22 protein-coding genes and 2 pseudogenes are annotated in these 24692 nt (G+C 44.5%); 2 read left to right on the top strand and 22 right to left on the bottom strand.

What is annotated here, in order from left to right; genetic code table 11:
* From ABCM67_RS14795 to ABCM67_RS14780, 4 genes and pseudogenes are all read right to left on the bottom strand, one after another.
* Nucleotides 1–623 (bottom strand): annotated as a pseudogene (locus ABCM67_RS14795) (hypothetical protein); the annotation flags it as partial.
* An 18-nt stretch (nucleotides 624–641) separates the two neighbouring features.
* Complete coding sequence (locus tag ABCM67_RS14790) at nucleotides 642–2060, bottom strand: FAD-linked oxidase C-terminal domain-containing protein (RefSeq protein WP_119248315.1); 1419 nt, start codon at nucleotides 2058–2060, stop codon at nucleotides 642–644.
* 3 nt (nucleotides 2061–2063) lie between these two features.
* A complete protein-coding gene (locus ABCM67_RS14785; protein WP_119248316.1) occupies nucleotides 2064–3254 on the bottom strand; it encodes an electron transfer flavoprotein subunit alpha in 1191 nt (396 codons plus the stop codon).
* A gap of 13 nt (nucleotides 3255–3267) precedes the next feature.
* The gene (locus ABCM67_RS14780) at nucleotides 3268–4056 is read right to left on the bottom strand and encodes an electron transfer flavoprotein subunit beta/FixA family protein (protein WP_021976223.1); all 789 of its coding nucleotides are present in this window, start codon (nucleotides 4054–4056) and stop codon (nucleotides 3268–3270) included.
* 225 nt (nucleotides 4057–4281) lie between these two features.
* On the opposite strand from ABCM67_RS14780, the gene ABCM67_RS14775 reads away from it, so the two are divergent.
* Nucleotides 4282–4824 (top strand): SMI1/KNR4 family protein, encoded by a 543-nt coding sequence (locus tag ABCM67_RS14775; RefSeq protein WP_015526348.1) that lies wholly within the window; start codon nucleotides 4282–4284, stop codon nucleotides 4822–4824.
* 828 nt (nucleotides 4825–5652) lie between these two features.
* Here ABCM67_RS14775 and ABCM67_RS14770 read toward each other — a convergent pair.
* The 15 genes from ABCM67_RS14770 to ABCM67_RS14700 form a co-directional block, all read right to left on the bottom strand.
* The gene (locus tag ABCM67_RS14770; RefSeq protein ID WP_059086634.1) at nucleotides 5653–6279 is read right to left on the bottom strand and encodes a helix-turn-helix transcriptional regulator; all 627 of its coding nucleotides are present in this window, start codon (nucleotides 6277–6279) and stop codon (nucleotides 5653–5655) included.
* A gap of 121 nt (nucleotides 6280–6400) precedes the next feature.
* The gene (locus ABCM67_RS14765) at nucleotides 6401–7012 is read right to left on the bottom strand and encodes a class I SAM-dependent methyltransferase (RefSeq protein WP_021650335.1); all 612 of its coding nucleotides are present in this window, start codon (nucleotides 7010–7012) and stop codon (nucleotides 6401–6403) included.
* A 56-nt stretch (nucleotides 7013–7068) separates the two neighbouring features.
* A complete protein-coding gene (locus ABCM67_RS14760) occupies nucleotides 7069–7290 on the bottom strand; it encodes a hypothetical protein (RefSeq protein ID WP_044960621.1) in 222 nt (73 codons plus the stop codon).
* Between the two features lie 52 nt (nucleotides 7291–7342).
* A complete protein-coding gene (locus tag ABCM67_RS14755) occupies nucleotides 7343–8149 on the bottom strand; it encodes a hypothetical protein (protein WP_342992956.1) in 807 nt (268 codons plus the stop codon).
* Between the two features lie 195 nt (nucleotides 8150–8344).
* Nucleotides 8345–9538 (bottom strand): elongation factor Tu, encoded by a 1194-nt coding sequence (gene tuf / locus ABCM67_RS14750; protein WP_015526359.1) that lies wholly within the window; start codon nucleotides 9536–9538, stop codon nucleotides 8345–8347.
* 126 nt (nucleotides 9539–9664) lie between these two features.
* Nucleotides 9665–11788, bottom strand: a complete 2124-nt coding sequence (gene fusA / locus ABCM67_RS14745) for an elongation factor G (RefSeq protein ID WP_274603119.1) — start codon at nucleotides 11786–11788, stop codon at nucleotides 9665–9667.
* 18 nt (nucleotides 11789–11806) lie between these two features.
* Complete coding sequence (rpsG, locus tag ABCM67_RS14740) at nucleotides 11807–12277, bottom strand: 30S ribosomal protein S7 (RefSeq protein ID WP_059086633.1); 471 nt, start codon at nucleotides 12275–12277, stop codon at nucleotides 11807–11809.
* A gap of 229 nt (nucleotides 12278–12506) precedes the next feature.
* Entirely contained in the window at nucleotides 12507–12926 is a 420-nt protein-coding gene (gene rpsL, locus ABCM67_RS14735; RefSeq protein ID WP_015526360.1) for a 30S ribosomal protein S12, read from the bottom strand.
* A 203-nt stretch (nucleotides 12927–13129) separates the two neighbouring features.
* Entirely contained in the window at nucleotides 13130–15652 is a 2523-nt protein-coding gene (locus ABCM67_RS14730; protein ID WP_342992955.1) for a YfhO family protein, read from the bottom strand.
* A 484-nt stretch (nucleotides 15653–16136) separates the two neighbouring features.
* Nucleotides 16137–16541 carry an ACT domain protein gene (locus tag ABCM67_RS14725; RefSeq protein WP_021653044.1) on the bottom strand — a complete coding sequence of 135 codons (405 nt, stop codon included), beginning with the start codon at nucleotides 16539–16541 and terminating at the stop codon, nucleotides 16137–16139.
* 183 nt (nucleotides 16542–16724) lie between these two features.
* Nucleotides 16725–16982: a sporulation transcriptional regulator SpoIIID gene (gene spoIIID, locus ABCM67_RS14720; protein ID WP_021653046.1), complete on the bottom strand. Its 258-nt coding sequence runs from the start codon at nucleotides 16980–16982 to the stop codon at nucleotides 16725–16727.
* Between the two features lie 89 nt (nucleotides 16983–17071).
* Nucleotides 17072–17746, bottom strand: coding sequence for a TMEM165/GDT1 family protein (locus ABCM67_RS14715; RefSeq protein ID WP_044962442.1), 675 nt, complete (start codon nucleotides 17744–17746; stop codon nucleotides 17072–17074).
* A gap of 274 nt (nucleotides 17747–18020) precedes the next feature.
* Entirely contained in the window at nucleotides 18021–18962 is a 942-nt protein-coding gene (locus tag ABCM67_RS14710; RefSeq protein WP_342992954.1) for a TPM domain-containing protein, read from the bottom strand.
* 56 nt (nucleotides 18963–19018) lie between these two features.
* On the bottom strand, nucleotides 19019–19585 hold the full coding sequence (locus ABCM67_RS14705; RefSeq protein WP_147602710.1) for a LemA family protein: 567 nt from the start codon (nucleotides 19583–19585) through the stop codon (nucleotides 19019–19021).
* Between the two features lie 115 nt (nucleotides 19586–19700).
* Complete coding sequence (locus tag ABCM67_RS14700) at nucleotides 19701–20645, bottom strand: 2-dehydropantoate 2-reductase (protein WP_147602711.1); 945 nt, start codon at nucleotides 20643–20645, stop codon at nucleotides 19701–19703.
* Nucleotides 20646–20939: 294 nt separating this feature from the next.
* Between ABCM67_RS14700 and ABCM67_RS14695 the strand changes: the two genes are divergently transcribed.
* Nucleotides 20940–22028 carry a histidinol-phosphate transaminase gene (locus ABCM67_RS14695; protein WP_015526367.1) on the top strand — a complete coding sequence of 363 codons (1089 nt, stop codon included), beginning with the start codon at nucleotides 20940–20942 and terminating at the stop codon, nucleotides 22026–22028.
* Nucleotides 22029–22328: 300 nt separating this feature from the next.
* On the opposite strand, the gene ABCM67_RS14690 is transcribed toward ABCM67_RS14695, so the two are convergent.
* The 3 genes and pseudogenes from ABCM67_RS14690 to ABCM67_RS14680 all read right to left on the bottom strand — a co-directional run.
* Nucleotides 22329–23105: a TatD family hydrolase gene (locus ABCM67_RS14690; protein ID WP_342992957.1), complete on the bottom strand. Its 777-nt coding sequence runs from the start codon at nucleotides 23103–23105 to the stop codon at nucleotides 22329–22331.
* A 24-nt stretch (nucleotides 23106–23129) separates the two neighbouring features.
* Nucleotides 23130–23537 (bottom strand): annotated as a pseudogene (locus ABCM67_RS14685) (MOSC domain-containing protein); the annotation flags it as partial.
* Nucleotides 23538–23727: 190 nt separating this feature from the next.
* Nucleotides 23728–24692 (bottom strand): transposase (locus ABCM67_RS14680; RefSeq protein WP_342992953.1); only part of this gene is annotated, 965 nt, incomplete at its 5' end.

Below are 24692 nucleotides of genomic sequence, written 5' to 3'. Positions count from 1 at the left end.
GCTGAATAGAGGGCCGGTCCAAAGGCTCCGCTCTCGGAGGAAAGTACAGTCATTTCTCCGGAGGACATAGTATGGATGGAAGCTGTGATATCTCCCCACTGTGCAATGATATTCGGAACAAGTACCAGTACAAGACCGATGATGATCAGCACACTTAATGTAGAAGCACATTTTCTTACAACATTGGTTCCGAAAAGTGCGATCACAAAGATAAATGCTGCAATGATCAGTGTACAGAGCCAGTATGGGATCCCGAACAGTGTCTGCAGTGTGGAACCGCCGGTTGCAAAGGCTGCTGCAGATGCAGTTCCGATCATGATCAGGTAACAGATCTCATAGAGATTGGACATAACCGGTTTTGTTTTTCCGTAAAGACTGTCGGAAAAGCTTCTGTAATCGTAGGTTTTGTGTTTGTATGCGTAGCGCATTCCATACCAGAAAAACAGTGCATACAATCCCTGTGTCACTGCCGGCAGGATCAGACACCAGATACCGTAGTTGATAAAGTACTGATAGATCTGCGCTCCTGATGCGAATCCGCCTCCGAACTGTGTGGTAAATGCGACGAACGCAAGTCCCATAGCCAGAGGCATTTTACTTTGTAATGATTTATTCTGACTCATCTCTCTTTCCCCCATTTTTTATTTATTATATTCGATGACTTTTCCCGGATTCAGGATCAGTTTATCATCGAAAGCCAGCTTGATGGCTTTATAAAGAGCGATCATTCTCGGTCCCGCAAATTCTTCCAGAAATTCCAGACGTCCGTTTCCGATGCCATGCTCACCGGAAAGCTGTCCGCCCAGTTCCTTGGACAGTGCATAAAGCTCTACCAGACTTGCGTGAGTGGCTTCCTTCCACTCCTGGTCACTCATTTCCGGTCCACGGAGCATCTCTGTATGGATATTTCCGTCTCCGCAATGTCCGCAGGGCTCTACACGGATGCCATGTGCACTTGCGATCTTTTTGGCTGCTTTTACATACTCTGCGATCCTTGCACGCGGAACAACTACGTCACACTCCTCCTGTGCGATAGAATCTGCTTTCATTCCTTCCAGGATCCCGCCCCGGACACTCCATACGGCTCCGGCACGCTCCGGTGTGCCTGCGATACAGCAGTCCAGGGCTCCGTTTGCCAGGGCTGCTTCCGCTGCTGCCTCTACTGCGCTGTCAAGTTCCTGCTTACTGGAAGCATCATACATAACGATCAGCACTGCTTCTCCTTGTTTTACTGGGAACATTTTGTTCAGATTACGTTCTACGATATCGATCAGTTCTCTTTCCAGAAACTCGATGGCTGTTGGCACAAACGGCAGCTCCAGAACCTTCGGGACCATGTCTGCACATTCCTCAAGACTCCTGAACGGCATTACAAGAGTACAGGTGCAGGTCGGTGCGGGAAGAAGCTTCAGCGTTACCTGAGTCAGGATACATAAGGTTCCCTCTGAGCCGATCACCAGATCTTTTACATCATATCCCGTTGTGTTCTTCACAACGTTGGATGAAAAATTCATGATGGAACCATCCGGCATAACTGCCTCGATACAGCGGACGAAATCCCTGGTCAGTCCATATCGTACCGCCTTCATACCACCGGCATTTGTGATAACATTGCCGCCGATGGAAGCTGTTTTTTCGCCCGGATCCGGCGGATAAAAAAGTCCTCCTGCTGCAGCGGCTGCCTGGATATCGATGAGAAGTGCTCCCGGCTCCGCTGTGATGGTCTGGTTCTTTCTGTCGATCGGAAAGATCTTGTTCATGCGCATCACAGAAAGCATAATTCCACCATATTTACAGGTTGCTCCGCCTGCAAGTCCGGTTCCTGCGCCACGGCATACCACCGGGATATTTTCTTTATATGCGTAAGCCATGATGGCTGAGATCTCTTCTTTATTTAAAACCTCCACATAAAGCTCCGGAGGAAAAACTCCGTACTCCGGCATCTCATCACGATAATATTCTTTTGCGATCTCATCGCCGACCCATACACGATCTGAAGCAGTCACAGAACGGATGTAGTCAAAATCTTCTGAAGTCATTTTTTTATAGGGATATGCCATGACTTAATCCTCCTTCCGATTCTTTATCAGCTCTGTCAGCTCCGGTACAACCTGATACAGATCATCCACGATGCAGTAATCTGCAACATTAAAGATCTGTGCCTCCGAATCATTGTTGATCGCTACGATACAGTCAGATCCTGTCATGCAGGAGGTAAACTGGATAGCACCGGATACGCCGCAAGTGATGATCAGCTTCGGACGGACAGTTCTTCCGGAAAGTCCGATCTGATGTGCAACATCTCCGAATCCGTTTTCTACCATAGGGCGGGTGAAGGCAAGCTGTCCGCCAAGGGCATCTGCCAGTTCCCGGCACATTTCCACATCCTTTTCATTCCGGACACCACGGCCTGCTACTACCAGAACATCCTCTTCCTCAAGGCTCTTTACCTTATCAATGACCCTGGATGACAGAATCTTGATCCTGGAATCTGCCATTTTTTCATTTACCGGACATACGACCACCTGACCATGCGGGTTTTTTATTTTTTCTGCCTTGTCCATAACCTTATAACGGACCGTGGCAAACTGTGGCCGTGATTTGGTGATGCCGATCTGAGCCATGATATTTCCGCCGAAAGCCGGTCTGATCTGGATCATATCGGTGTTGGAACGGATATCCAGAGTTGTGCAGTCTGCAGTCAGTCCCGTATGGAATCTGGTGGAAAGCCTCGGTGCAAGGGAACGCCCCAGCGCAGTAGCTCCGATCAGCACAGAGCTTGGTTTGTTTGCTGCGATACAGTCTGCAACTGCGTCTGTATAACAGTCTGCGCGGAAGCCTTCGAAGCCTTCATGCTCATATACGTACACATTGTCTACGCCATACGGCAGAAGCTTTTCCGCATTTTCCTTTGTTCCTTTTCCTCCGACGATCACACAGTTAACCTGATAACCGACTTTGACAGCCATCTTTCTCGCTTCTCCGATCAGCTCAAAGGTAACCGGATGAATCTCTCCTCTCTCCTGCTCCACATAGATAAGAAAGTTTTTCCATTTATCCTTGTCAAAGGATTTCGCCTTCTGCTCAAACCGGATAGCTTTCTCCGGGCAGTTACGAACACAAAGCCCACACATACGACAGGCATCGCCTACAACAATTCCATTTCCCTCTATGGTGAGGGCCCCAAAAGGACATTTCTCCACGCATACTCCGCAGAGTACGCATTTGTTTATATCAAATTTTAAAAATTCCATGTTCCGCTTCCCCCTATATGATCTTCTTTCCGGTCAGGAGAGCAACAAGCTTGTCTGCCTTTTCCTTTGCAGTTCCTTCCAGATAAACCTGTTTTTCACTTTCCTCCGGCGCAAACATTTTTTCCACAGAGGTGGGGGAACCGATCAGTCCGTAACGGCTCAGATCCTGATCCGGCATATCTTCAAAGCTTAAGATCCGTACCGGACGGTCTGCAGTTGCCTTCTTTAACAAATAGGATGGCAGACGTGGCACGCAGGTATCCTTATCAATAGTCAGCAGACATGGATACGGAATCTCGGAAACCTGAGAAACACTGACAAGATCCTGACGGACCTGAATGCTTTTTTCATTAACGTCCATGATCTCAGCTACCCATGCAGCATGTGGGATGGTCAGATGCTCTGCAATGGCCGGACCAACCTGGGCTGTGTCACCATCTGTGGTCTGTCTTCCGCAGATGATCAGATCTGCACCGCCGATCACCTGGATTCCCTGTGCTAACGCATAAGAGGTTGCCAGAACATCCGCTCCCGCAAATTTTCGGTCTGAAAGAATCACGCCCTCATCAGCACCCATGGTATAAGCATCCCGGATCATCTCTTCCGCCTGAGGCGGTCCCATAGTAAGAACGGTTACAGTTCCGCCTGTTTTTTCCCGGATCGCAAGGGCTGTTTCCAATGCAAACAGATCATATGGATTAGTCCTTGTCTCACCGGACATTCGTTTCATGGCACCGGTTTCCGGATCGATATCAACCTTGGAAGTTGCCGGTACCTGCTTCATACATACAACGATCTTCATTTTCTATCTTCTTTCCTGTATTTTCACTTTTATTTTTTGCTTTAAAACGTTAAACAACTGTATAAGTATAGCATTAACGTGGTATAAAGTCGAGAGGATTTTGGTAAATTCTGCACAAAAAAGCATTGAAAAAACTTTTAAGCATGCTATAATTACTCTCCGTTATCAAATAAAGCAGACATATAAATCTTTACAATATCACATCGATCAAGGAGCATATATGTAATGGAAGACATCCGTGCAATCTACAGAATTTTCAACAATCTAAAATATGAAATGGAAAATAATGGATGGGTCTATCAGTGGCATTTAGGCGATGAACCTATAAAAGTAACTCATAAATTTAACCCTCCTGTAACACCTGAAGAATTTCAGCTGTTTGAAAAATATTTTCCCAATATGAAACTTCCTGCCTCATACAAAGCTTTTTTATCCTGCTCAAATGGCATGGAACTTTTTTGCGGAGAGGAAGGCAGTTCTTTAGTCAGCTGTACCATTTATTCTTTAAAAAGAGCGCTCAAAGAAAAGGAATCTTGGAATAGTACGCCTATTTTATCTGATCCGGAGTTTACATATCATCTTCCTGTTCTTTGCTTACAGGACATCGGCGATATAACCATGGATCTTCAGGCTGTATCAGAAGGCAGAGACGATTACCTATGCTATCCAGCTCCAGATACTGATCGTTTTAATATCCCTTTTAATGAATGGCTGGAAAGATATATCGTATGCCAGGGGCATGAATTCTGGTATTTCTTGAATCCATAAAACAGAAATTTTATGAATATTTTTCGTAAAAATACCCCGGAAGCCTTACGGTTCCGGGGTATCTTACGTTTGGACACAATGTACCTTGCGGTACTCAATATATATTAAATTAGGATGTTATACTAATTAACGATTACTCGATAACTGTAGCAACACGTCCTGATCCTACAGTACGTCCACCCTCACGATACTTTAATCCTGTTTTATCTCATATTTTTTATGGTTTTCTCTCCAAAATATAGTGAAAAAGGGCTGATCTGCACCATGTATTTTTATTTTCCTGATTTCCTGGCACCGTTTTGGCGCCGGAATCTCTGGTCGAAAAGATTCTTTTCTACAGTTGCCCTACTCTCATCTGTCAACTTCATATTGCGCCGACAGTTTCAGGCGGTTATAATCAGAATATGGGTGCTACCATAACGGTAGGCGGTTAGTCCTTCAACAGAGGGTTGCAGAGTGCCACTGGCACTCGTTTAGCAACGACCGAACGGAGTGTAGACCTGTGACCTTCTGATTACATAGAAACCTGTAAAGGAATCCAATGGAAAGAAGAACTAAGCCAATGAGTATTGTTGACTTCATAGCAGTAGTGAGCTTCGGCCTAACCTGCTTTTGTATCGGATATACATTAGGCAAGGATAATCATAAACCACAAAAATAACCGCCCAGTCTGCAAACTAAGCGGTTATTTTTGATAGATATTCTAAATAGTAAAACGGACTAACCGTCTATCGGTAGCACTCTTTTTTCTATAAGCATATTATCACGCATCTATGAAAATGTCAAAAAGTTCTTTTTCCATAGTATGTAATACGAATTTGAAAATACTTATAAGCCGAAAAAATACACCAGTACCAGCTTGATCACAGCAGCTCCACCAAAAGCAACAACTGCAGTTACAACTAATTGCATAGGTTTTGGGAAATTTTCGAACACAAAAACTTTCCTACTCTTGCTCCGCACCTTGCTTAAAGATCCTGTCGTAAATGCTGCTATCATTATGACTGACACAGATACCAAGGTCTCACAATAGCCGGCAAGCTTTCCTAACACATCATTATACATATATGCACCTGTTTCATGCAGAATCCAGTATAGAACCAATGCACAAACTCCCATGACACTTTGGAGCTTCATTTCCTTAAAAATCTTCTCTTTCTCTGTAGTTGCATAATCTGACATTGTTTTAGCAATTTTTCTTTCTTCTTCGTTCATCATCTCGCTTTTCCTTTCTCCACTGATAATCTCAGGAATGCTGATATCATAATAATCTGCAATATCCACAAGAATACTGATATCCGGCATATTGTTTCCGGTTTCCCATCTGGATACGGTCCTTCCAGAGACATTTAATATTTCTGCCAACTGCTCCTGTGTAATGCCTTTTTCTTTGCGAAGTTTTTTTAAAAAATTCCCGATTTTTACTTGGTCCACCTCAACTCCTCCTTTCATCATCAAATATAGAATCTGTTATCTGCAAATAACACGACACAAAGCGAGAAATGTCGTATTTTCACTAATAGACACAGTTGTCTATGCGTTTTTCATTTTTTCAATTATACAAACTGGAATTTGGCTATTTCGTTGCAACAATACTTATCCAATGATTTTTTGCATTTGAATACGTTTTGATCTCTGTAAAACCCGCTTCTTTCAAAGCGGCAACAAGTTGTTTAGATGTGTAAATCTTCATACCATTGATCATCTTTGTCCATTTTTCATCTGCGGCATTCGTTCCGTCACTCTCGTTACAAATCAGGAATATGCCTTCGCTTTTCAGCACACGGTTGACCTCGGAAAAGCATTTTACTAATCCTGGCCAAAAGTAAACTGTTTCGAAGGCAGAAACATAATCAAAAGTCGCGTCAGAAAAGGGTATAGCAGATACATCTCCTTGAACTACATTACATTTCCCTTGTTTAATGGCGAGGGCGTTCAATTTTTGAGATTTTGCCACACTAACCTCAGAATAATCCATTCCTGTCACGTGGCCATTTCTACATCTATCAAGCCAGACCGCAATATTTGCTCCGCCGCCACAGCCGACGTCAAGAACTTCAGCATCAGACTTCGTGGAGATATTTGAGAATCCCCATTGCGATAATTTGGCGTGACCGCTGTTCATCATCTTCGTCATCAATTTTCCGCCGAAGCCTTGTGGCTTACGGGTATTTTCAAAAAATCTCATTACAGAATTCCTCCTCCACAAATACCGGTTTTCTTAATTCGACAAACCGGTATTGCTCAATCGTTTTTCTCCGTTAGGAGAATATACAATCCATAAATAAAAAGAACAAGGAATAAAACCGTAGGAATCAATAATCCATTTTCTAAAATACTTATAATCATTCTTCCAGGTGGCGTTACCCATGCAGTTGCTGGATTTTGCATTGCCGCTATTATCATTCCTACAATACCAACAACACTACTTAATGTTAAAAAACCACCTTTTATATTTCTACTCATAATCATTACCTCCTCGTTAAATACCGATTTATCTCTTACATTTTATCATATTCTATCCCAAAACTCTATTCTTAGATTGCCAAAGAGCAGCCTTCCGACTGCTCTTTCTGGCTCCCCAGGCAAGTCTTTCGTGAATACTTCCTGTTGGCATTTGCTCCATTTGTCGCTTTTCTTCTAATGCCTTCTGCTCCTGTATATCCTGTTGTACCGCATCATCTACAGCATTTTCTCCAAGAACACGCACTACCCGGTCATATCTATCAGAAACATCCTGCAATTGTTGTTTTTCATCAAATAACTGCTCTTTTTCTTCACGCACTGCATCTAACTCTCTTTGTATTTGGTTATATGCTTGCTTTGTTTTCTGATATTTGTGTTTCCATTTTTCTACTTCTTCGGCAAGTTCTTTAACCTGTGCAGCCATCGCAGCAATTTTATTTTTCACCTGAGTAAACAGTGGTTTTATTTTCTTATCCCGGTAGGTTGTTGCACGTTCCAATGCACCAGCTTCTGGAAGTAGAGTTTTCACTGTTCCATATTCCTTTATTTCTTTGCTGACATTATCCATTACCGGCTGTAACCGTTCTCTGCGTTCTTCCAGGCTATGCAGATCTTTCTCGGCTTTTTCCGCACACTTCTCAGCTTCCTCTTTATCTTTAACTGCCTGCTCCTTGTCATCTTTTAAAAGCTGGATATTGTGGTAACAATCCGTCTGAAACTGCAATATCATCGTGATCCGGAACGTGCTGAACAGATCAAACAGATCAAAGGCTGGTAAAAAAATTACTCCTGTGAATAGCAAACATTCGCAGGAGTTTCTTTTTGGCACCGTTTTGGCACCGCAAGCCTTATTTTTCAATTTTAAATTTATCCGTATTTCATCTTACTGATAAATGTTTCTCTGTTTCTAATCTGATAGATTTACGAACAATTCTTTTCTTAGAGTACAGAAAAACCCCGGAAACCTTACGGTTCCGGGGCATCTTACGCTTGGACACAATGTACCTAACGGTACGCAATATATATTAAATAAGGATGTTATACTAATTAACGATTACTCGATGATTGTAGCAACACGTCCTGATCCTACAGTACGTCCACCTTCACGGATAGCGAATGTAAGACCCTGGCTCATAGCGATCGGATGAATCAGCTCGATTGTCATCTCGATGTTATCTCCAGGCATGCACATCTCTGTTCCCTCTGGAAGGTTGCAAACACCTGTTACGTCTGTTGTTCTGAAATAGAACTGCGGACGATAGTTGTTGAAGAATGGTGTATGACGGCCACCCTCGTCTTTAGTCAGAACGTAAACCTGAGCTGTGAATTTTGTATGGCATGTAAGTGTTCCTGGTTTAGCAAGAACCTGTCCACGCTCGATCTCGTTTCTCTGAACACCACGAAGAAGTGCTCCGATGTTATCACCAGCCTGAGCCTCATCAAGAAGTTTACGGAACATCTCGATACCAGTTACAACAACTTTACGAGTCTCCTCTTTGATACCAACGATCTCAACTTCCTCAGATACGTGAAGAACACCAGCCTCAACTCTACCAGTTGCAACTGTACCACGTCCTGTGATGGAGAATACGTCCTCTACAGGCATTACGAACGGTTTATCTGTGTCACGCTGTGGGTCCGGAATGTACTCATCAACAGCATCCATAAGCTCCATGATCTTGTCTCCCCATGGGCCAGCCGGATCCTCAAGAGCTTTAAGAGCAGAACCCTGGATAACCGGAATGTCATCTCCTGGGAAGTCATACTCGGAAAGAAGATCACGGATCTCCATCTCAACGAGCTCAAGAAGCTCCTCATCGTCTACCATATCACATTTGTTCATGAATACAACGATGTAAGGAACACCTACCTGACGGGAAAGAAGGATATGCTCTTTAGTCTGAGCCATAACACCGTCTGTAGCAGCAACAACAAGGATAGCACCATCCATCTGAGCTGCACCTGTGATCATGTTCTTAACGTAGTCAGCATGTCCTGGGCAGTCAACGTGTGCGTAATGTCTACGCTCTGTCTGATACTCAACGTGAGCTGTAGAAATTGTGATACCACGCTCTCTTTCCTCTGGAGCTTTATCGATATCCTCAAAGTTCTCTACTACGTTTCCTGGAACTCTCTCTGCAAGAACTTTAGTGATAGCTGCTGTTAATGTTGTTTTACCATGGTCAACGTGTCCGATGGTACCAATGTTACAATGCGGTTTTGTTCTCTCAAACTTAGCCTTTGCCATTTTAAAATGTCCTCCTTAAAACTTGGCTCTATCAAAATTAGAGCATTTTTTCAGATTTAAACTTGCTAACCTTGATTATATTGCAAACCAAGGTTATTTGCAAGCATTTTATTATTTTATATCAGATCAGTCCTTTTTGGAAAGGATCTTCTCCTGTACAGACTTCGGAACCTGCTCATATTTCTCGAAGAACATAGAGTAGTTACCACGTCCCTGTGTTCTGGAACGAAGGTCTGTAGCATATCCGAACATCTCGGAAAGCGGAACATATCCACGGATCATCTTACCGCCGCCGATATCTTCCATACCCTCGATACGTCCACGACGGGAGTTGATATCACCGATAACGTCACCCATGTAATCCTCTGGTGTAGTAACTTCGACCTTCATGATTGGCTCAAGAAGAACCGGAGCTGCTTTCTGCATAGCATCCTTGAATGCAAGGGAACCTGCAATGTGGAATGCCATCTCAGAAGAATCGACTTCATGGTAAGAACCATCGTATACATTTGCATGTACACCAACTACCGGGAATCCTCCGAGGATACCAGCTTTCATAGCTTCCTCGATACCTTCGCCAACTGCCGGGATGTATTCCTTCGGAATAGCACCACCAACAACTGTGGACTCGAACTTGTACAGCTCTTCTCCGTTGGCATCCATAGGCTCGAATTTAACTTTACAGTGACCATACTGTCCACGACCACCAGACTGTTTAGCATACTTGCTGTCTACATCAACAGGCTTGGTGATTGTCTCTTTGTAAGCAACCTGAGGTGCACCAACGTTAGCCTCAACCTTGAACTCACGAAGAAGACGGTCAACGATGATATCCAGGTGAAGCTCACCCATACCAGCGATAATGGTCTGTCCAGTTTCCTGATCTGTATGAGCACGGAATGTCGGGTCCTCCTCAGCAAGCTTAGCAAGTGCCTCACCAAGTTTACCCTGTCCAGCTTTTGTCTTAGGCTCGATCGCGAGCTCGATAACTGGCTCCGGGAACTCCATAGACTCAAGGATTACCGGATGCTGCTCGTCACAGATTGTATCACCTGTTGTAGTGAATTTGAATCCGATTGCTGCAGCGATATCACCGGAGTAAACCTTGTCCAGCTCCATACGTTTATTAGCGTGCATCTGAAGGATACGTCCTACACGCTCTTTTTTATCTTTTGTGGCATTCAGAACATAAGAACCGGAGTTCATTGTTCCTGAATAAACACGGAAATAAGCAAGTTTTCCTACAAATGGGTCAGTCATGATCTTGAATGCAAGAGCGGAGAACGGCTCATCATCAGATGAATGTCTCTCAACTTCGTTGCCGTCAAGGTCAACACCCTTGATAGCCGGAATATCTGTAGGAGCCGGCATGTACTCAACAATTGCATCCAGAAGCTTCTGAACACCCTTGTTTCTGTAAGCGGAACCGCAGCAAACCGGTACTGCTGTACACTCACATGTAGCTTTTCTGAGGACAGCTTTCAGTCTGTCTACAGAAGGCTCATCTCCCTCAAGATACTCCATCATGAGGTCATCATCCAGCTCGCAGATCTTCTCGATCAGCTCTGTATGATAAAGTTCTGCATCTTCCTGCATATCCTCCGGGATATCAACGATAGAGATATCGTCGCCCTTGTCATCATTGTAGATGTATGCTTTCATCTCGAAAAGGTCGATGATTCCTTTGAAGTCATCCTCTTTTCCGATCGGAAGCTGAAGGCAGATAGCGTTTTTACCAAGACGAGTCTTGATCTGCTCTACTGCACCGTAGAAGTTTGCACCAAGGATATCCATCTTATTGATGAATGCCATACGAGGTACATTGTAGGTATCAGCCTGACGCCATACGTTCTCTGACTGCGGCTCAACACCACCCTTAGCACAGAAAACGCCGACAGCACCATCAAGTACACGAAGGGAACGCTCAACCTCAACAGTGAAGTCTACGTGTCCTGGTGTATCAATGATGTTGATACGATGCTCAAGAGCACCTGGCTTTGGTTTGCAGTTCTCCTCAAGAGTCCAGTGACATGTTGTAGCAGCGGATGTGATTGTGATACCACGCTCCTGCTCCTGCTCCATCCAGTCCATTGTCGCTGTACCTTCATGAGTATCACCGATCTTGTAGTTAACACCTGTGTAATAAAGAATACGCTCTGTAAGAGTTGTTTTACCAGCATCGATATGCGCCATGATACCGATATTTCTGGTTCTCTCTAATGGATATTCTCTTCCTTCTTTTCCAGCCAATGAATTTTCCTCCTCGAATTAGAAGCGATAGTGAGCAAATGCTTTATTTGCCTCAGCCATCTTGTGCATGTCTTCTTTTCTCTTAACGGATGCACCTGTGTTGTTCATTGCGTCCAGAAGCTCATTAGCCAGTCTTTCTTCCATTGTCTTCTCGCCTCTCTTACGTGAGAACATTGTAAGCCAACGAAGAGCAAGTGCCTGACGTCTGTCTGCTCTTACCTCGATCGGAACCTGATAAGTAGCACCACCGATACGTCTTGCTTTTACCTCGAGAACTGGCATGATGTTGTTCATAGCCTCTTCAAATACTTCAATTGCTGGTTTACCAGCTTTTTCCTCTACTCTGGTGAATGCACCGTATACAATTTTCTGAGCAACACCTTTCTTACCGTCTAACATGATGTTATTGATAAGCTTGGTAACCACTTTGTTATTGTACATCGGGTCAGCCAGAACGTCTCTTTTCTGAGTATGTCCTTTACGTGGCACGTTACTTCCCTCCTTAATCATATTGATTATATCATCGGTACTCACGCAGTAAAACTATTGCATGTTCGCACTGGTAAGGTCCTATATTTAACCCGCAACCGACAGGGTATATGGAATACCGTACAAATCTTTATAGTCTTCCGCTGTAATACATTAGATGAATAATATCTTTGTAATCCTCCTGATTATCTGCAATCAGGAAGCGGCGTAGATTTCTGATCTACAAAAATTATTTTTTAACTTTAGGTCTCTTAGCTCCGTATTTGGAACGAGCCTGTTTTCTGTTAGCGACACCTGCAGTATCAAGAGTACCTCTGATGATGTGGTATCTTGTACCAGGTAAGTCCTTAACTCTTCCTCCACGGATAAGAACAACGCTATGCTCCTGAAGGTTGTGACCCTCTCCTGGAATATAACTTGTTACCTCGATACCGTTGGAAAGACGAACTCTGGCGATCTTTCTAAGAGCTGAGTTAGGCTTTTTAGGAGTAGCTGTTTTAACAGCAGTACAAACACCACGTTTCTGTGGAGCAGCCTGATCAACTGCTTTCTTTCTTAAAGAGTTGTATGTTTTCTGCAGAGCCGGTGCTGTAGATTTTTTAACAGCTGTCTGACGGCCCTTTCTTACTAACTGGTTGAATGTTGGCATTCCATTTCACCTCCCGATTTATTTCTCCATGGGCTTTCCCATGGGGCCTTGCGGTTGCTATTTACAAATTACGGTATGCGAAAATATAACGTTTCATTCGCACGCTTGCTCATTATAGACCGTAAATACGGGGCTTGTCAAGGTGTTTTATAAAGAATTTTTGCTGATTTTACAGGGGTTTTACACGGTTTTCTCCATAGATGTCACAACCTGCCGGAAATACCCATTTTTCTTCTGCTGATATACCAGAGTATTCCCAGTATTCCTGCTATTAATATAGAAAGAACTGCTCCCGCCTGCAGCCCCGGAGTCCGATATTTCATAGTAACCGTATGTGTCCCGGCCGAAAGCTTTACACCGGTAAGCCCCTGGATGCTTTTCCCATCGACCTTTTTCCCATCTACATAAATCTGCATATCAGGATCATAAAATATGCTGAGAAGGAGCATTCCATCCTTTGCTGCAGCTATGGTACCCTTTCCATTCTTCAGATCCATCTGCCGGGAAGAAAGCATTTCATAGATCTCATCCAGGTCCGATTCCCGGTAAGTTCCCAGAACCGCTTCCTGCATTCCGGTTTCCGCAGTTACATGCACAACCGTATCCGTATCATAAGTGCCAAGATCCAGGAAATTATTATTCCAGTAATCGGATTTCTGCTCCTGGCCGTTGATCGTTACAGTTTCCGGCTCTGTCCCCGGAATATAGAGATACCCATGCTCCCCTTTTTTCAGCGAAATATCAAAATCCACATTTCCGGCCCATACTGCTTCTGAAGACACCGTCTGCATTTTGTACAGTCTTTTTCCCGCAATACCGCTAAGCATCCGGTTCTGAACCTCAAGTGGATCTGTTCCTTCCATTACATAGTCCAGTACGGAATCACTGACCATATATCCTGCTTTCAGTGCTCTCGGATTCTCATAGAGATCAAAGGACTGGCTTTCTCCGATTTTTTTATAAACAGTATGAAGCTTTCTTGTATTCCTACAAAACAGATATCGTATTCCCAGAAGCATATCCGTCACTTCCGTGGATCCCGCATACTGAAAACGATTTTCCAGATTTTCAAAGCCCATGTTTTTTACAAAATCCCACATTTCCTCTGTATTAGTAGAGGAATACATAGATATCCCGTTCAGCTGATACAGCATCTCTTCATTTCTCACAAGAGGATTTACGATGGCGGCACGGTAATCCACCTGATCCACACCGGCAGACTCCAGTAATCCACAAACCTCCTGCTCACTTTCCACATAAATATCACGGTTTGCGGTTCCATTATCTGTAATACTGACGATTCCGTGAATTCCTGTCTCTGCAAGGATCAGCACTGCCAGCACCAGACATCCCAGCTTTCGGATCTCCACACAGCAAAAGGCATGACCGGACAGTTTTCCACAGATACACCGTTCCGTCCACATAACCAGAAAGAATACTGCAAGAACCCCTGCTGTAAGCAGAAGTCCCCAGATATTTCCGCTTTTGATCCCCACAACGATACAGAAGCCCTCTGCAGCGATCAGTCCGGCAAAAATTCTTCCTGTGCTTTCATTTTCCACATTTCCCCATGCATCACAGGACATTTTCAACAGCAGAAATATCAGGATGAACACAAAACGATTGGGGATTCCCACAGGTTTATGCAATCCGTGAAAAAGCAGATTCAGCGCTGTGATATGGATCCCCGCAAAATACAAAACGATCAATATACCTGTTACGATTTTTTCTGCTGTGCGGATTTCTTTATTCAGAAAATAAATTCCGGCCAAAAGCAGCACTGCACAGCCACAGTAAAGGTTCACATCTCCCTGGTCGCCGGATTTTACAAAGGACAGGGAATCCTCGAATAATGCACCCAGCTGTTTCCAGATATCTCCGTACACTCCCGAAAGTCCGGTGCCTGCCTCTTCCGCCGCTGCAGTTCTGGATACCGCAGCAATTCCGGGGATCAGTGTGATTCCTGCAAGTCCGGCTCCGGCAACAGACGCCCCGGCAAATTTCAATAATGAAAAACGGATTTTCTCCGGCCGTCGACCGGATCCTGCCGCAGCCAGCTCTGCCAGATAATAAAAAGCAGCAAATGTGCATAACATAAATCCCATATAATAGCTGGTTAAAATACAGTACCCCAGCACCAGACAATACCCTCGCCATTTTCCGGTATGCACCAGCTGTTCAATAAGATATGCAAGCACCGGAAGAAGCATGATACAGTCCAGCCACATTACATTGCTGTAATAGCCTATAAGAAAATTAGACAGTGCGTACATACAGCCAAGAGAAACTGCCATACTTCCTCTGCCCGGATATTTTTTCCCGAAATACCATGCCATGGATACGCTGCAAAGCCCTGCCTTGATCAGAATCACCGCAGTGACAGCCTCGTTTACATACATGAATTTCATAAACAGCAGTATTAGGAAGCTGAACGGACTGCAGAGATAATAGCAAAACAATCCGTAAAAATTATATCCCATGGCATGTGCGGACCAGGTCCAGCCCGTTCCCTTTCCAAGCTGCTCTGAAAGTTCCCTGTAAAAGGCTGTATACTGATGGACTCCATCTACCACCAGCGCCGAATTCTCTCCAAAAGGATAAACACCCTTCAATGCAAAGCCTAGCGTAAAGATCAGCACCGGAAACAGAAACGCCAGGAGATAGATCCACCCTCTGTTTCCCTGTTTTTTGTTTTTTTCCGCTTTCTGTATTCTTATTGGTCTCATTTCATTTCCTCGTCTGTCTGCAGCAATTCCAGGCCGTTCTGTTCTGGACAGCTGAATTATCTATCGGCTGTTATTTTCTGAAATACTGTTATTTCTTTTCCGTCGTTTTTTCCTACTGTATCATGTTTTTGTGAAATTACTGCGAATTTTTTCAGAGCAAAAGAAAAAAGCTGTCACATCCTTGGAGACACAGAAAACTCCGCCGACGTAACAGCTTCTTTCTGAAGGAATCTGTGTACGCTGATCCACAGATCTCTTCATGGGTGTAATTATTAACTTTATGTGATGAGTTTTTAGTTCCCGGCCTGTATGATACGGATATTCACATATCCTGAGGTGGCTGTTTACAGGTTAAGAACTATTATGGATATATGATAGCATGGCCATATACATTTGTAAAATGGATATTTCGTGTTTATAATATAGAATATTTTAATATTTATCAAACGGATAAAAGCCTCTACCACACGGTAAAATTCTGTTTTTATAAAACGGTATAGCCTCTGGATTTCAGGCAGGCTCTCACTTCCATGATATCCTCGGTGTGAAATACCATGATCGGCTTGCCGGAATCACGGTTAAAGGAGAGGTACAGATAATCCACGCTCACATTACTGTCCTTCAGTGTAAGAAGCAGATCATTCAGATTTCCGGTCTTATCCTCAACCTCCACTCCGATCACCTCGATCACGTGGCAGAGATATCCTGCAGCAATCAGAGCCTCCATTGCCTTATCCGGCTCCGAAACTACCATTCGTACGATTCCGTACTCTGCGCTGTCATTGGTCACAGAGCCCAGAATGTTGATATCCTCGTCCTTCAGGATACCGGTAATGTTCTGCATAACACCCTTTTTATTTTCTGCATAGATGGATAACTGTTTCAGCATGATAAAATCCTCTCTTTCCTATGTGCTTTATTTTGCTGTTCTATCGTATGATAAATCTTCGCACATCTTATCAGGTATGTCAACCAGAGCAAGCCGGATAATAACACAGACATTCATATTTTAGTTTACCCGGCTCCATAAATACTGATATTTTATGATCAACATTTAACCCGGCCCGCCTGTTCACCGCATGTGAGCATGGAGATATTTTTCCCGGGTAGCGATACCTCCCCGGATATGTCGCTCCTGCTTGTTTACATCCAGTACCTTGCGAACTTCTATGGCCAGAGCCGGATTGATCACTTTCAGGCGTTCTACGCAATCCTTATGTACCGTACTCTTACTGATCCCGAATTTCTTAGCTGCCTGCCGCACCGTAGCCTTTGTTTCAACAATATATCCTGCGATCTCAACTGCACGTTCTTCAATATAATCCTTCACTGCCAAGCCCCCGAAGACGCTTTTTTACAGTGTATGCGGAGGCTTTTTCAGGTATGAGCCCTATTCTATGCAAAGCTCCTTATAATAATTTAATTCTTTTTCGCCTGCTTATAAAGCACAAGACAGACGATCACAAACACAACCGTAACCGCTACGGTAAGCGGAAGGATCATAGAAGAGCCCGCCCCAAGCAGAAGGCCAAATCCCTGTCTCAGCGTCAGGATTCCAAAGATGGAAAAAATAACAAATGCAACTGTATTGAGGATTCCCTCCGGTGCCTTGCTTTTCAGAAGATATCCGATCAGAAGTCCGATCACATCCGCTGCAAAAAGTCCCAGTGAACAGGCAAGCCATACCACAACCGCTGAACTCAGTCCCTCATTGGCACCAAATGTAATTGCGGTAAGCTGTGTCTTATCCCCCAGCTCCGCAACAAAAAATGTGCAGAATACAGACAGCGGTGCAAATCTGATCTTACGATCCTTAACATTCTCTTCCTCATCATCGTCACCCTTCAGTGTTGTCACCGCAAAAAACAGGAACGCTGCACCTGCAATCAGACGGATCAGCCAGGTAGGGACCACGGTACTGATAATACCTCCTGCAAGCACTGCCAGTCCGTTGAGCACCAGGACAGCAACACCGGTTCCAAGCAAAATATCCTTCAGCTTGAACCTGGAAGTCATTGCCACCAGCATCAGCTGTGTTTTGTCACCCATTTCCGCAATAAACTGGGTAAAAAGCACTTTCATAAATAACAGCATTTTTCTTCTCCTTTGCATATTCATCCGCTCCGGAGCCATAAAAAAAGACCCACGTATACTCTATCTCTGTAACAGAAATAAAATATACATGAGTCTCATTCTTTAAGATTTGCCAGGTGCATGCACCAGTATGTTGACAAACCACGTCTACACGCGAATTACTCCCTCACGGAATTGATTTTCGTCATTGTAGCAAAGTTGAGAAATTTTGTCAAGAGCATTAGAAAGCTCCGCCTGTGCTGTACAAGAGAACCGGCGATTCATGCCGACACCACTAGAAATCCCTGCCTGCACCGCCACCGCCGAAGCTTCCTCCGTCTCCGGAGTTTCCGCTGTCGTAGCTGTCATAATCATCATCTCTGTCATCGTCATTACCGGAACTTCCGCCGCTGCTTTTTCCCCCTCTTCCCAGGAGCCAACTCAGCGGAAACAGGGAATTAAAGAGCCGGTGCAGTACACTCATACGGCTGAAATTCTTTTTCCAGTAGTCTGCGGTATCCTTTCCCGACAATTTCATTATCAGGCCCTTCAGAACCAGAACCATAGTTACGATAAGAAATACAGGCAGCATCACGCACAGCAGATATGCGCCCACCATGAGCAAAACGATCATCACAAGCCCCAGCGCGATCTCCCAGACAGTTCCCTCATCCTCATCGTCGTCCACATCCTGCTGCACCTTCTCATACCTGGGAGCTGTTATCTTCTCCAGGCCGTATTCCTCACGGATCTCATTTAGCAGTGCATAATAAAGCTCCACGGTACCTTTTTCAAACTGATTGTCTTTATAGGAAGGAACTGCATATTCATCCAGAAGTCGTCCGGTCTTTGAATCAGGCAGCTTTCCCTCAAGACCGTAGCCAACAGATACCCAAACTTTACGGTCCGAAACCGAAAGGACGATTAGGACACCATTATTTTTCTTCTTTGAACCAATTCCCCATTTGCGACCGGTTTCCACTGCATAATCACTGATGTCTTCCCCATCGGTGGTATCCACGGTAAGGACAACCAGCTGCGCTGTGGTATCCTCATAAAGCTGCTCACCAGCCTTGCAAAGTTCTTCCTTCCAGGTATCGCTGAAAACCCCTGCATAATCATTAACATAGAATTCTTTTGTGGCAGACGGGATCTTCCCGAAGGCTGCCAGCGTACTTCCGGACAGCGTCAATACAAAAGCCAGCAGCACAGCCATCCGTCCGATCCATTTTTTCATAGGATATTCTCCCTCTATCCGTTCTTTCATTTCATCAGAACAATGGTCTGATCTTATCACTCTGCCAGCATATCCCCTACATCCGGCGTATCTGCTGCTGAATCATCGGCCGCAAAATATGACGCCTTCTCAAAGCCAAGCATGGAACCAAATACATTCCCGGGGAATTTCACAAGCCTTGTGTTATAAGCTTTCACAGCCTCATTATAATCTTTTCTCGCTACAGAGATCCGGTTTTCACTTCCGGACAGTTCATCCATCAGGCCCACATAAGTAGTATCACTTTTCAGTTCCGGATAATTTTCCACCACAACCTTCAGACCGGAAAGTGCACTGTCCATCTGCTGATCTGCCTCAGATTTCTCTTCCACAGTATCCGCATTCATCAGCTGGTCCCTCGCCGCCAGAACCCTGTCAACAACCTCCGTCTCATGCTTCGTGTAGCTTTTTACCGTGCTGACGAGATTCGGGATCAGATCTGCCCGTCTCTGCAGCATGGTATCCACATCAGCCTCTGCTGTTTCCACAGCTTCTTTACTTCCGGCAAGCCCGTTGTAACTGAGCATAAGTCCTCCAGCAAGGACCACGATCACTGCAATAACAGCCAAAAATACTTTCTTCATCTCTTTTCCTCCCTTCCGATATCACAGATAACCTTTCAACCTGCAATACAGGATTTTTTATATCCCTATTGTACCAGAGCATACAGGATTCCACCAGGAAAACTCACCTTTTCGGTCAGAATTTTTCTGCTATTTCCATAAGTCCCTGATATATTTTTTCGGAAAGCGGAATGGAAACACCAAGTCTCTTCGCTTCTTTCACAATATAGCCGCTGAAGGTTTCCAGCTCCGTCTGTTTTCTCCGGATGCGAAAATCTCTCTGCAGGGAGCTGGTTGCATTATCTGCATGTACATGGCGGAATTTATGAATCACCTCATTGATGTGCTCATCCGTCAGCGCAACCCCCTTGGCCTGACCTACACTGGCAGCTTCCCATACAAGCTTCTCATACTGCTGCGCTTTCACCGGATCTCTGCGGAGCTCCCCGATGGTATTATCATAAAAAGCAGTCATCACATTAAAGGCACAGTTGAGGATATACTTTCTCCAGATCTCCACCTCGATATCCCCCTGATCTTTATAGTCAATATCCGCACCTTTCAGGATCTCTGCCACTTCTGCAACTTTCTTCTGCTGCTGTTCATCCGCATCTTTGATTCCAATACAAAGCCACGTAAACGTATCCTGCTGGGAAATGGAAAAATCTTCATTGGCAAAAGCCACCGTATAGATCAGCGAATCCACAACCGTTCCCTTACCAACCAGACGGCGGATGTTTTCTCCCGGGTCCACACCATTCATCACAGGAATGATCACTGTGTCATCCGTGACCATGTCCCGGATACTTTCGCACACCTCAGCCAGTGAATAATTTTTTACACAGATAAAAATATAATCCTGCTGTCCCATATCCTGAATTGGAACTACCCGCTCTGGCTTTGCCACGATCTCACCCTTATAATCACTGTGGAGCACCAGGCCTTTTTTCCGGATGCTCTCTGCCCTGGCGCCACGTGCAACCATCGTCACATGAGGATACGCCTTCGCCAGCAGCCCGGCTATGTAGCCGCCAACACCACCAATTCCGATCACTGCGATCTTTTTCTCTTCTGTATTCATATTTTCTGTTTCCTTTCCTGCTGTTTCTCACTGAGGACTTACCCTCCCCGGAAAAAATGTGGATATTCGCGGTCCGCATTGACAAACAGCATGGATATTCACAATCTACATTCGCTACCTGCTCATTGTATCAAATATTCCCATACATTTCTAGAAAGCAATTTTCAGTAATATCCTGTTCAAAAAATATAGAAAAATACAGAAACTTTTTATCCCGTCTTTTTTTGTCCCGGATTCTGGTGTATACTGGATATAAATTTTTTACGAAAAAAACAAAAATGTGAGGTGACAAAAATGGATACCAAACCCGTTTTTCACGGAAGTGATATAGAAAAGATCTGCAGCTACTACAATCTGAAAAAAGAAAACATCGTCAAATTCGGTGCAAATGTCAATCCTCTGGGACTTTCCCCAAAAGCCGGCAGAGCCATTGCAGAACACGTGGATATCCTTTCCTCCTACCCGGACAGAGAATACACATCCCTTCGGAATACGATTTCCAGCTACTGCAATATTCCCGCTGATTTCATCCTTCCGGGAAACGGCTCCAGTGAGCTGATCTCCCTTTTGATCCAGGAGCGTGCCCCGAAGCATACTCTGATCCTTGGACCTACCTATTCTGAATACTCCAGAGAGCTCTCCTTCTCCGGAAGTACCCAGGAATACTACCACCTTCAGGAAAGCAATGATTTCGAGCCGGACATTCCGGATCTCTGCCGGAAGCTGGAGCAGGGCTATGATTTTCTCATCCTCTGCAACCCCAACAATCCGACCTCCTCTGCCATCACCCAGGAAGAGCTTCGCAGACTTATCGGTTTCTGTGCAGAAAAAAATATCTTCGTGATGATCGACGAAACCTATGTGGAATTTGCCCCGGATATCAACGCCATCACCGCAGTTCCGCTGACACGGGAATTCACCAATCTCATGGTACTCCGCGGCGTATCCAAATTCTTCGCCGCTCCCGGAATGCGCCTGGGCTACGGCATCACCGGAAATATGGACTTTCTTGCAAAAATGCGCGAAAAACAGACACCATGGTCACTTAACAGCCTTGGTGCCTTTGCAGGAGAGATCATGCTGCAGGATGAAGATTATATTAAAGAAACCAGAAATCTGATCCTTTCCGAACGCGACCGGATGATCCGAGAACTGAGGGATACAGACACCTACAAAATCTATCCCGCCTATGCAAACTTTATCCTGCTCAGGATCCTGAAAAACGGACTGACCTCCTATGACGTATTTGAAGCCTGTATCAGACAAGGCATGATGATCCGTGACTGTTCTTCCTTCCAGTGCCTGGACGGGGAATTTGTACGATTCTGTATTATGATGCCGGAGGACAATTCACGACTTGTTAAAGTGCTAAAATCGCTGTAAAAGCTGTACAATACAATCCGAGATTTCCGGATCTCCTGTTTTATGCCTCCTGTGCCTGACAGACATTTCTGTCAGGCATTTTTTTACCTGCATATTTTTCTGTAAGGATCACTCCAATATGGTGCGCTCATATATGCGCACTTGTCATTAATTTATTTTTCCTAAATATAAAAAAGAGTTGTTGCCGAACAGATGATCACTCACACCTGCCATACAACAGCTCTTTTTTCATTTCATATCTTTAAAATCAATCCGTCATTCAACTATATGCTCATAACAAAGCGCTTTTTCCCGAGTTTATCAAATTAAATTCAACACCTTCATCGCATTACTCTCCGTCACAGCCACAACCTCCTCGCAGCTGATTCCCTTAATCTCCGCAATGGTCTTCACAACCTCCGGCAGATACAGGGAGCTGTTTCTTTTTCCACGGTTCGGCACAGGTGCCATGTAGGGGCAGTCGGTTTCAAGCAGGATCTGATTCAGCGGCGCATACTCTGCCACCTCCTTCAGCTTCCGGGAATTCTTAAAAGTAACCACTCCGCCGATTCCAAGATAAAGTCCCATATTCAGATACTCCCTTGCAATCTCTTTACTGTAGGAAAAACAATGGATGATCCCGCCAAACATCCCATCCTTCATATACTCTCTCACAATATTCAGCGTATCCTCTGCTGCATCACGGCTGTGGATCATAAACGGGAGTTTTTTCTCACGGGCAATGTCCATCTGCTGGCGGAAGACTTTCTGCTGGAGAAGATGCTCCTCCTTCTCCTTATGCCAGTAATAATCCAGGCCGATCTCACCTACGGCTACCGTTTTTTTCATGTCGCAATATCTGCGGATCTCATCCAGCACAGCTGCATCCACCTTATCCGCATCATCCGGATGAACACCCACTGCGCCATAAACAAAAGGATACTTCTCAACCAGATCATAAACCCGGTCAAAATGTCCCACAGAAGCACACACATCCACAATATGCCCGATCCCGTTCTCCTGCATACTATCCAGCATGGCAAAACGATCCTCATCAAAAGCCTCATCATCGTAATGTGCATGAGTATCAAAAATCATAGCTTTATCCACAGTCATCTCGTCACCGACGGAAACTTTTCCACCTTTCAGCACTCTTGTAAACACACCTTCACGGGGCATGATGCACTCACCCATCTTCTGAAAAATGGCACAGCCATTGTGGCACTCCTTTCCGATCTGAGTCAGCTCCAGCACAACCTCACCACAGCGAAATCTGGTGCCAACCGGAAGCTTTGCGAAATCAATCCCTTCCACAACCAGATTCTCACCAAAAGCACCATCCTCGACCTCTGCGCCCTTCGCACGAAACGCATCGATCTTTTCACCGGAAAGAAGACTCACCTGCCGGTGCCACTTTCCGGCATGAGCATCCCCCTCAAGCCCCCAGTCCTCCACAAAAACCGCAGACCCAACATTCTTCTTCTGTGTTCCTTTCTTCTCACTGATACAAACCGCAAGTACTTTTCCCATAGCAAACTGCCACTCAAAATGTGATTAAACATACTCACATCGAGATAATGCGGATTCTCACGAATACCGCTTACTGTTTCTTTGTGTATGCTTTTGAGTAACCGGAGTTATCTCTACTCACAGATCCTAAGTACACTCCACAGTCGTTAATTCCCGAAATAGCCTTCGGTACATACTTACGTTTGCGGGATCATGCAACTTCGTAAGTCTCTGCATCTCTCAGATTCCGTGCTGCATTGAGATCTCTGTCCTCAATATATCCACATGTGCATCTGTAGATCCTGTCTGAAAGTTTCAGATCTTTTTTAATACAGCTGCAGCAGTGGCAGATCCTGGAAGATGGATACCATCGGTCAACTACCCTCAGTTCGATTCCATATTCAGCACATTTTGTTTTCAATTTTGTCCGGAATTCATAGAATTTCTGGGACGCAACTGCTTTTGAGAGATGCCGGTTCTTCATCATCCCGGATATGTTCAGATCCTCAATCGTTATATGAGACGGCTTGGTTTTCACTATCTCAGATATTACCTTGTTGATATGATCTGTACGGATATTTTCTATCCGATGATGAAGTTTCTGTACTTTAAGCTTTTGTTTGCATATATTTGCTCTTTGAGTGGTCTCTCCTTTCTTTAAGTTCTCATATTTACGGGAAAGCTTTCGCTGTGCCCGTCTTAATTGTTTCTCAAGTTTTCTGATCCGTGCTGTTTTATTGATATTTCTGTATACAGTTCCATTTGACACAACTGCAAAGTCTTTCAGCCCCAGATCGATTCCGATCCCATCAGTGAAATTTCCATCTGCTTCCGGAGCAGGTATATCGACAAGTGCAGACACATAATATCTGCCTGCTTTCATGGAAACTGCCCCGCTTCGGATCACATATCCATCCTTAGAGGTCGGAATGTAACCTTTTTCTTTCAGCCTTACCCAGCCAAGTGTTGGGATCTTGATCCTGTGACGTTCACAGAGACAGTCTTTGGGATTATTCTTTACAAAATACATTTTTACATCAGATCTTCCTTTTTTCTTATATCTCGGGAAACTACTCTGATGATGAAAAAATCTTGAAAAAGCGGTACAGGCATTTTCGATTGCATTCTTTACCGATTTGGAACTGACTTCTCTGATCCAGAAATATTCCGGATGCC

It is taken from the genome of Blautia sp. 2227st1_G12_2227SCRN_220401 (assembly GCF_039062885.1).
GTDB classification, from domain to species: Bacteria; Bacillota; Clostridia; order Lachnospirales; family Lachnospiraceae; genus Blautia_A; species Blautia_A fusiformis.
This window is presented reverse-complemented; position numbering and strand designations above follow the sequence as displayed.

Bases quoted from the DNA above. Each gene is read 5' to 3' on its own strand.
- ABCM67_RS14715 (WP_044962442.1), bottom strand. From the start codon at position 17,746: ATGCTGTTATTTATGAAAGTGCTTTTTACCCAGTTTATTGCGGAAATG.
- ABCM67_RS14790 (WP_119248315.1), bottom strand. From the start codon at position 2,060: ATGGCATATCCCTATAAAAAAATGACTTCAGAAGATTTTGACTACATC.
- ABCM67_RS14700 (WP_147602711.1), bottom strand. From the start codon at position 20,645: ATGAATACAGAAGAGAAAAAGATCGCAGTGATCGGAATTGGTGGTGTT.
- ABCM67_RS14705 (WP_147602710.1), bottom strand. From the start codon at position 19,585: ATGAAGAAAGTATTTTTGGCTGTTATTGCAGTGATCGTGGTCCTTGCT.
- ABCM67_RS14785 (WP_119248316.1), bottom strand. From the start codon at position 3,254: ATGGAATTTTTAAAATTTGATATAAACAAATGCGTACTCTGCGGAGTA.
- ABCM67_RS14765 (WP_021650335.1), bottom strand. From the start codon at position 7,012: ATGAGATTTTTTGAAAATACCCGTAAGCCACAAGGCTTCGGCGGAAAA.
- ABCM67_RS14775 (WP_015526348.1), top strand. From the start codon at position 4,282: ATGGAAGACATCCGTGCAATCTACAGAATTTTCAACAATCTAAAATAT.
- ABCM67_RS14760 (WP_044960621.1), bottom strand. From the start codon at position 7,290: ATGAGTAGAAATATAAAAGGTGGTTTTTTAACATTAAGTAGTGTTGTT.
- tuf (WP_015526359.1), bottom strand. From the start codon at position 9,538: ATGGCAAAGGCTAAGTTTGAGAGAACAAAACCGCATTGTAACATTGGT.
- ABCM67_RS14770 (WP_059086634.1), bottom strand. From the start codon at position 6,279: ATGATGAAAGGAGGAGTTGAGGTGGACCAAGTAAAAATCGGGAATTTT.
- ABCM67_RS14695 (WP_015526367.1), top strand. From the start codon at position 20,940: ATGGATACCAAACCCGTTTTTCACGGAAGTGATATAGAAAAGATCTGC.
- ABCM67_RS14710 (WP_342992954.1), bottom strand. From the start codon at position 18,962: ATGAAAAAATGGATCGGACGGATGGCTGTGCTGCTGGCTTTTGTATTG.
- ABCM67_RS14690 (WP_342992957.1), bottom strand. From the start codon at position 23,105: ATGATTTTTGATACTCATGCACATTACGATGATGAGGCTTTTGATGAG.
- ABCM67_RS14730 (WP_342992955.1), bottom strand. From the start codon at position 15,652: ATGAGACCAATAAGAATACAGAAAGCGGAAAAAAACAAAAAACAGGGA.
- rpsL (WP_015526360.1), bottom strand. From the start codon at position 12,926: ATGCCAACATTCAACCAGTTAGTAAGAAAGGGCCGTCAGACAGCTGTT.
- ABCM67_RS14780 (WP_021976223.1), bottom strand. From the start codon at position 4,056: ATGAAGATCGTTGTATGTATGAAGCAGGTACCGGCAACTTCCAAGGTT.
- ABCM67_RS14725 (WP_021653044.1), bottom strand. From the start codon at position 16,541: ATGCTGAAACAGTTATCCATCTATGCAGAAAATAAAAAGGGTGTTATG.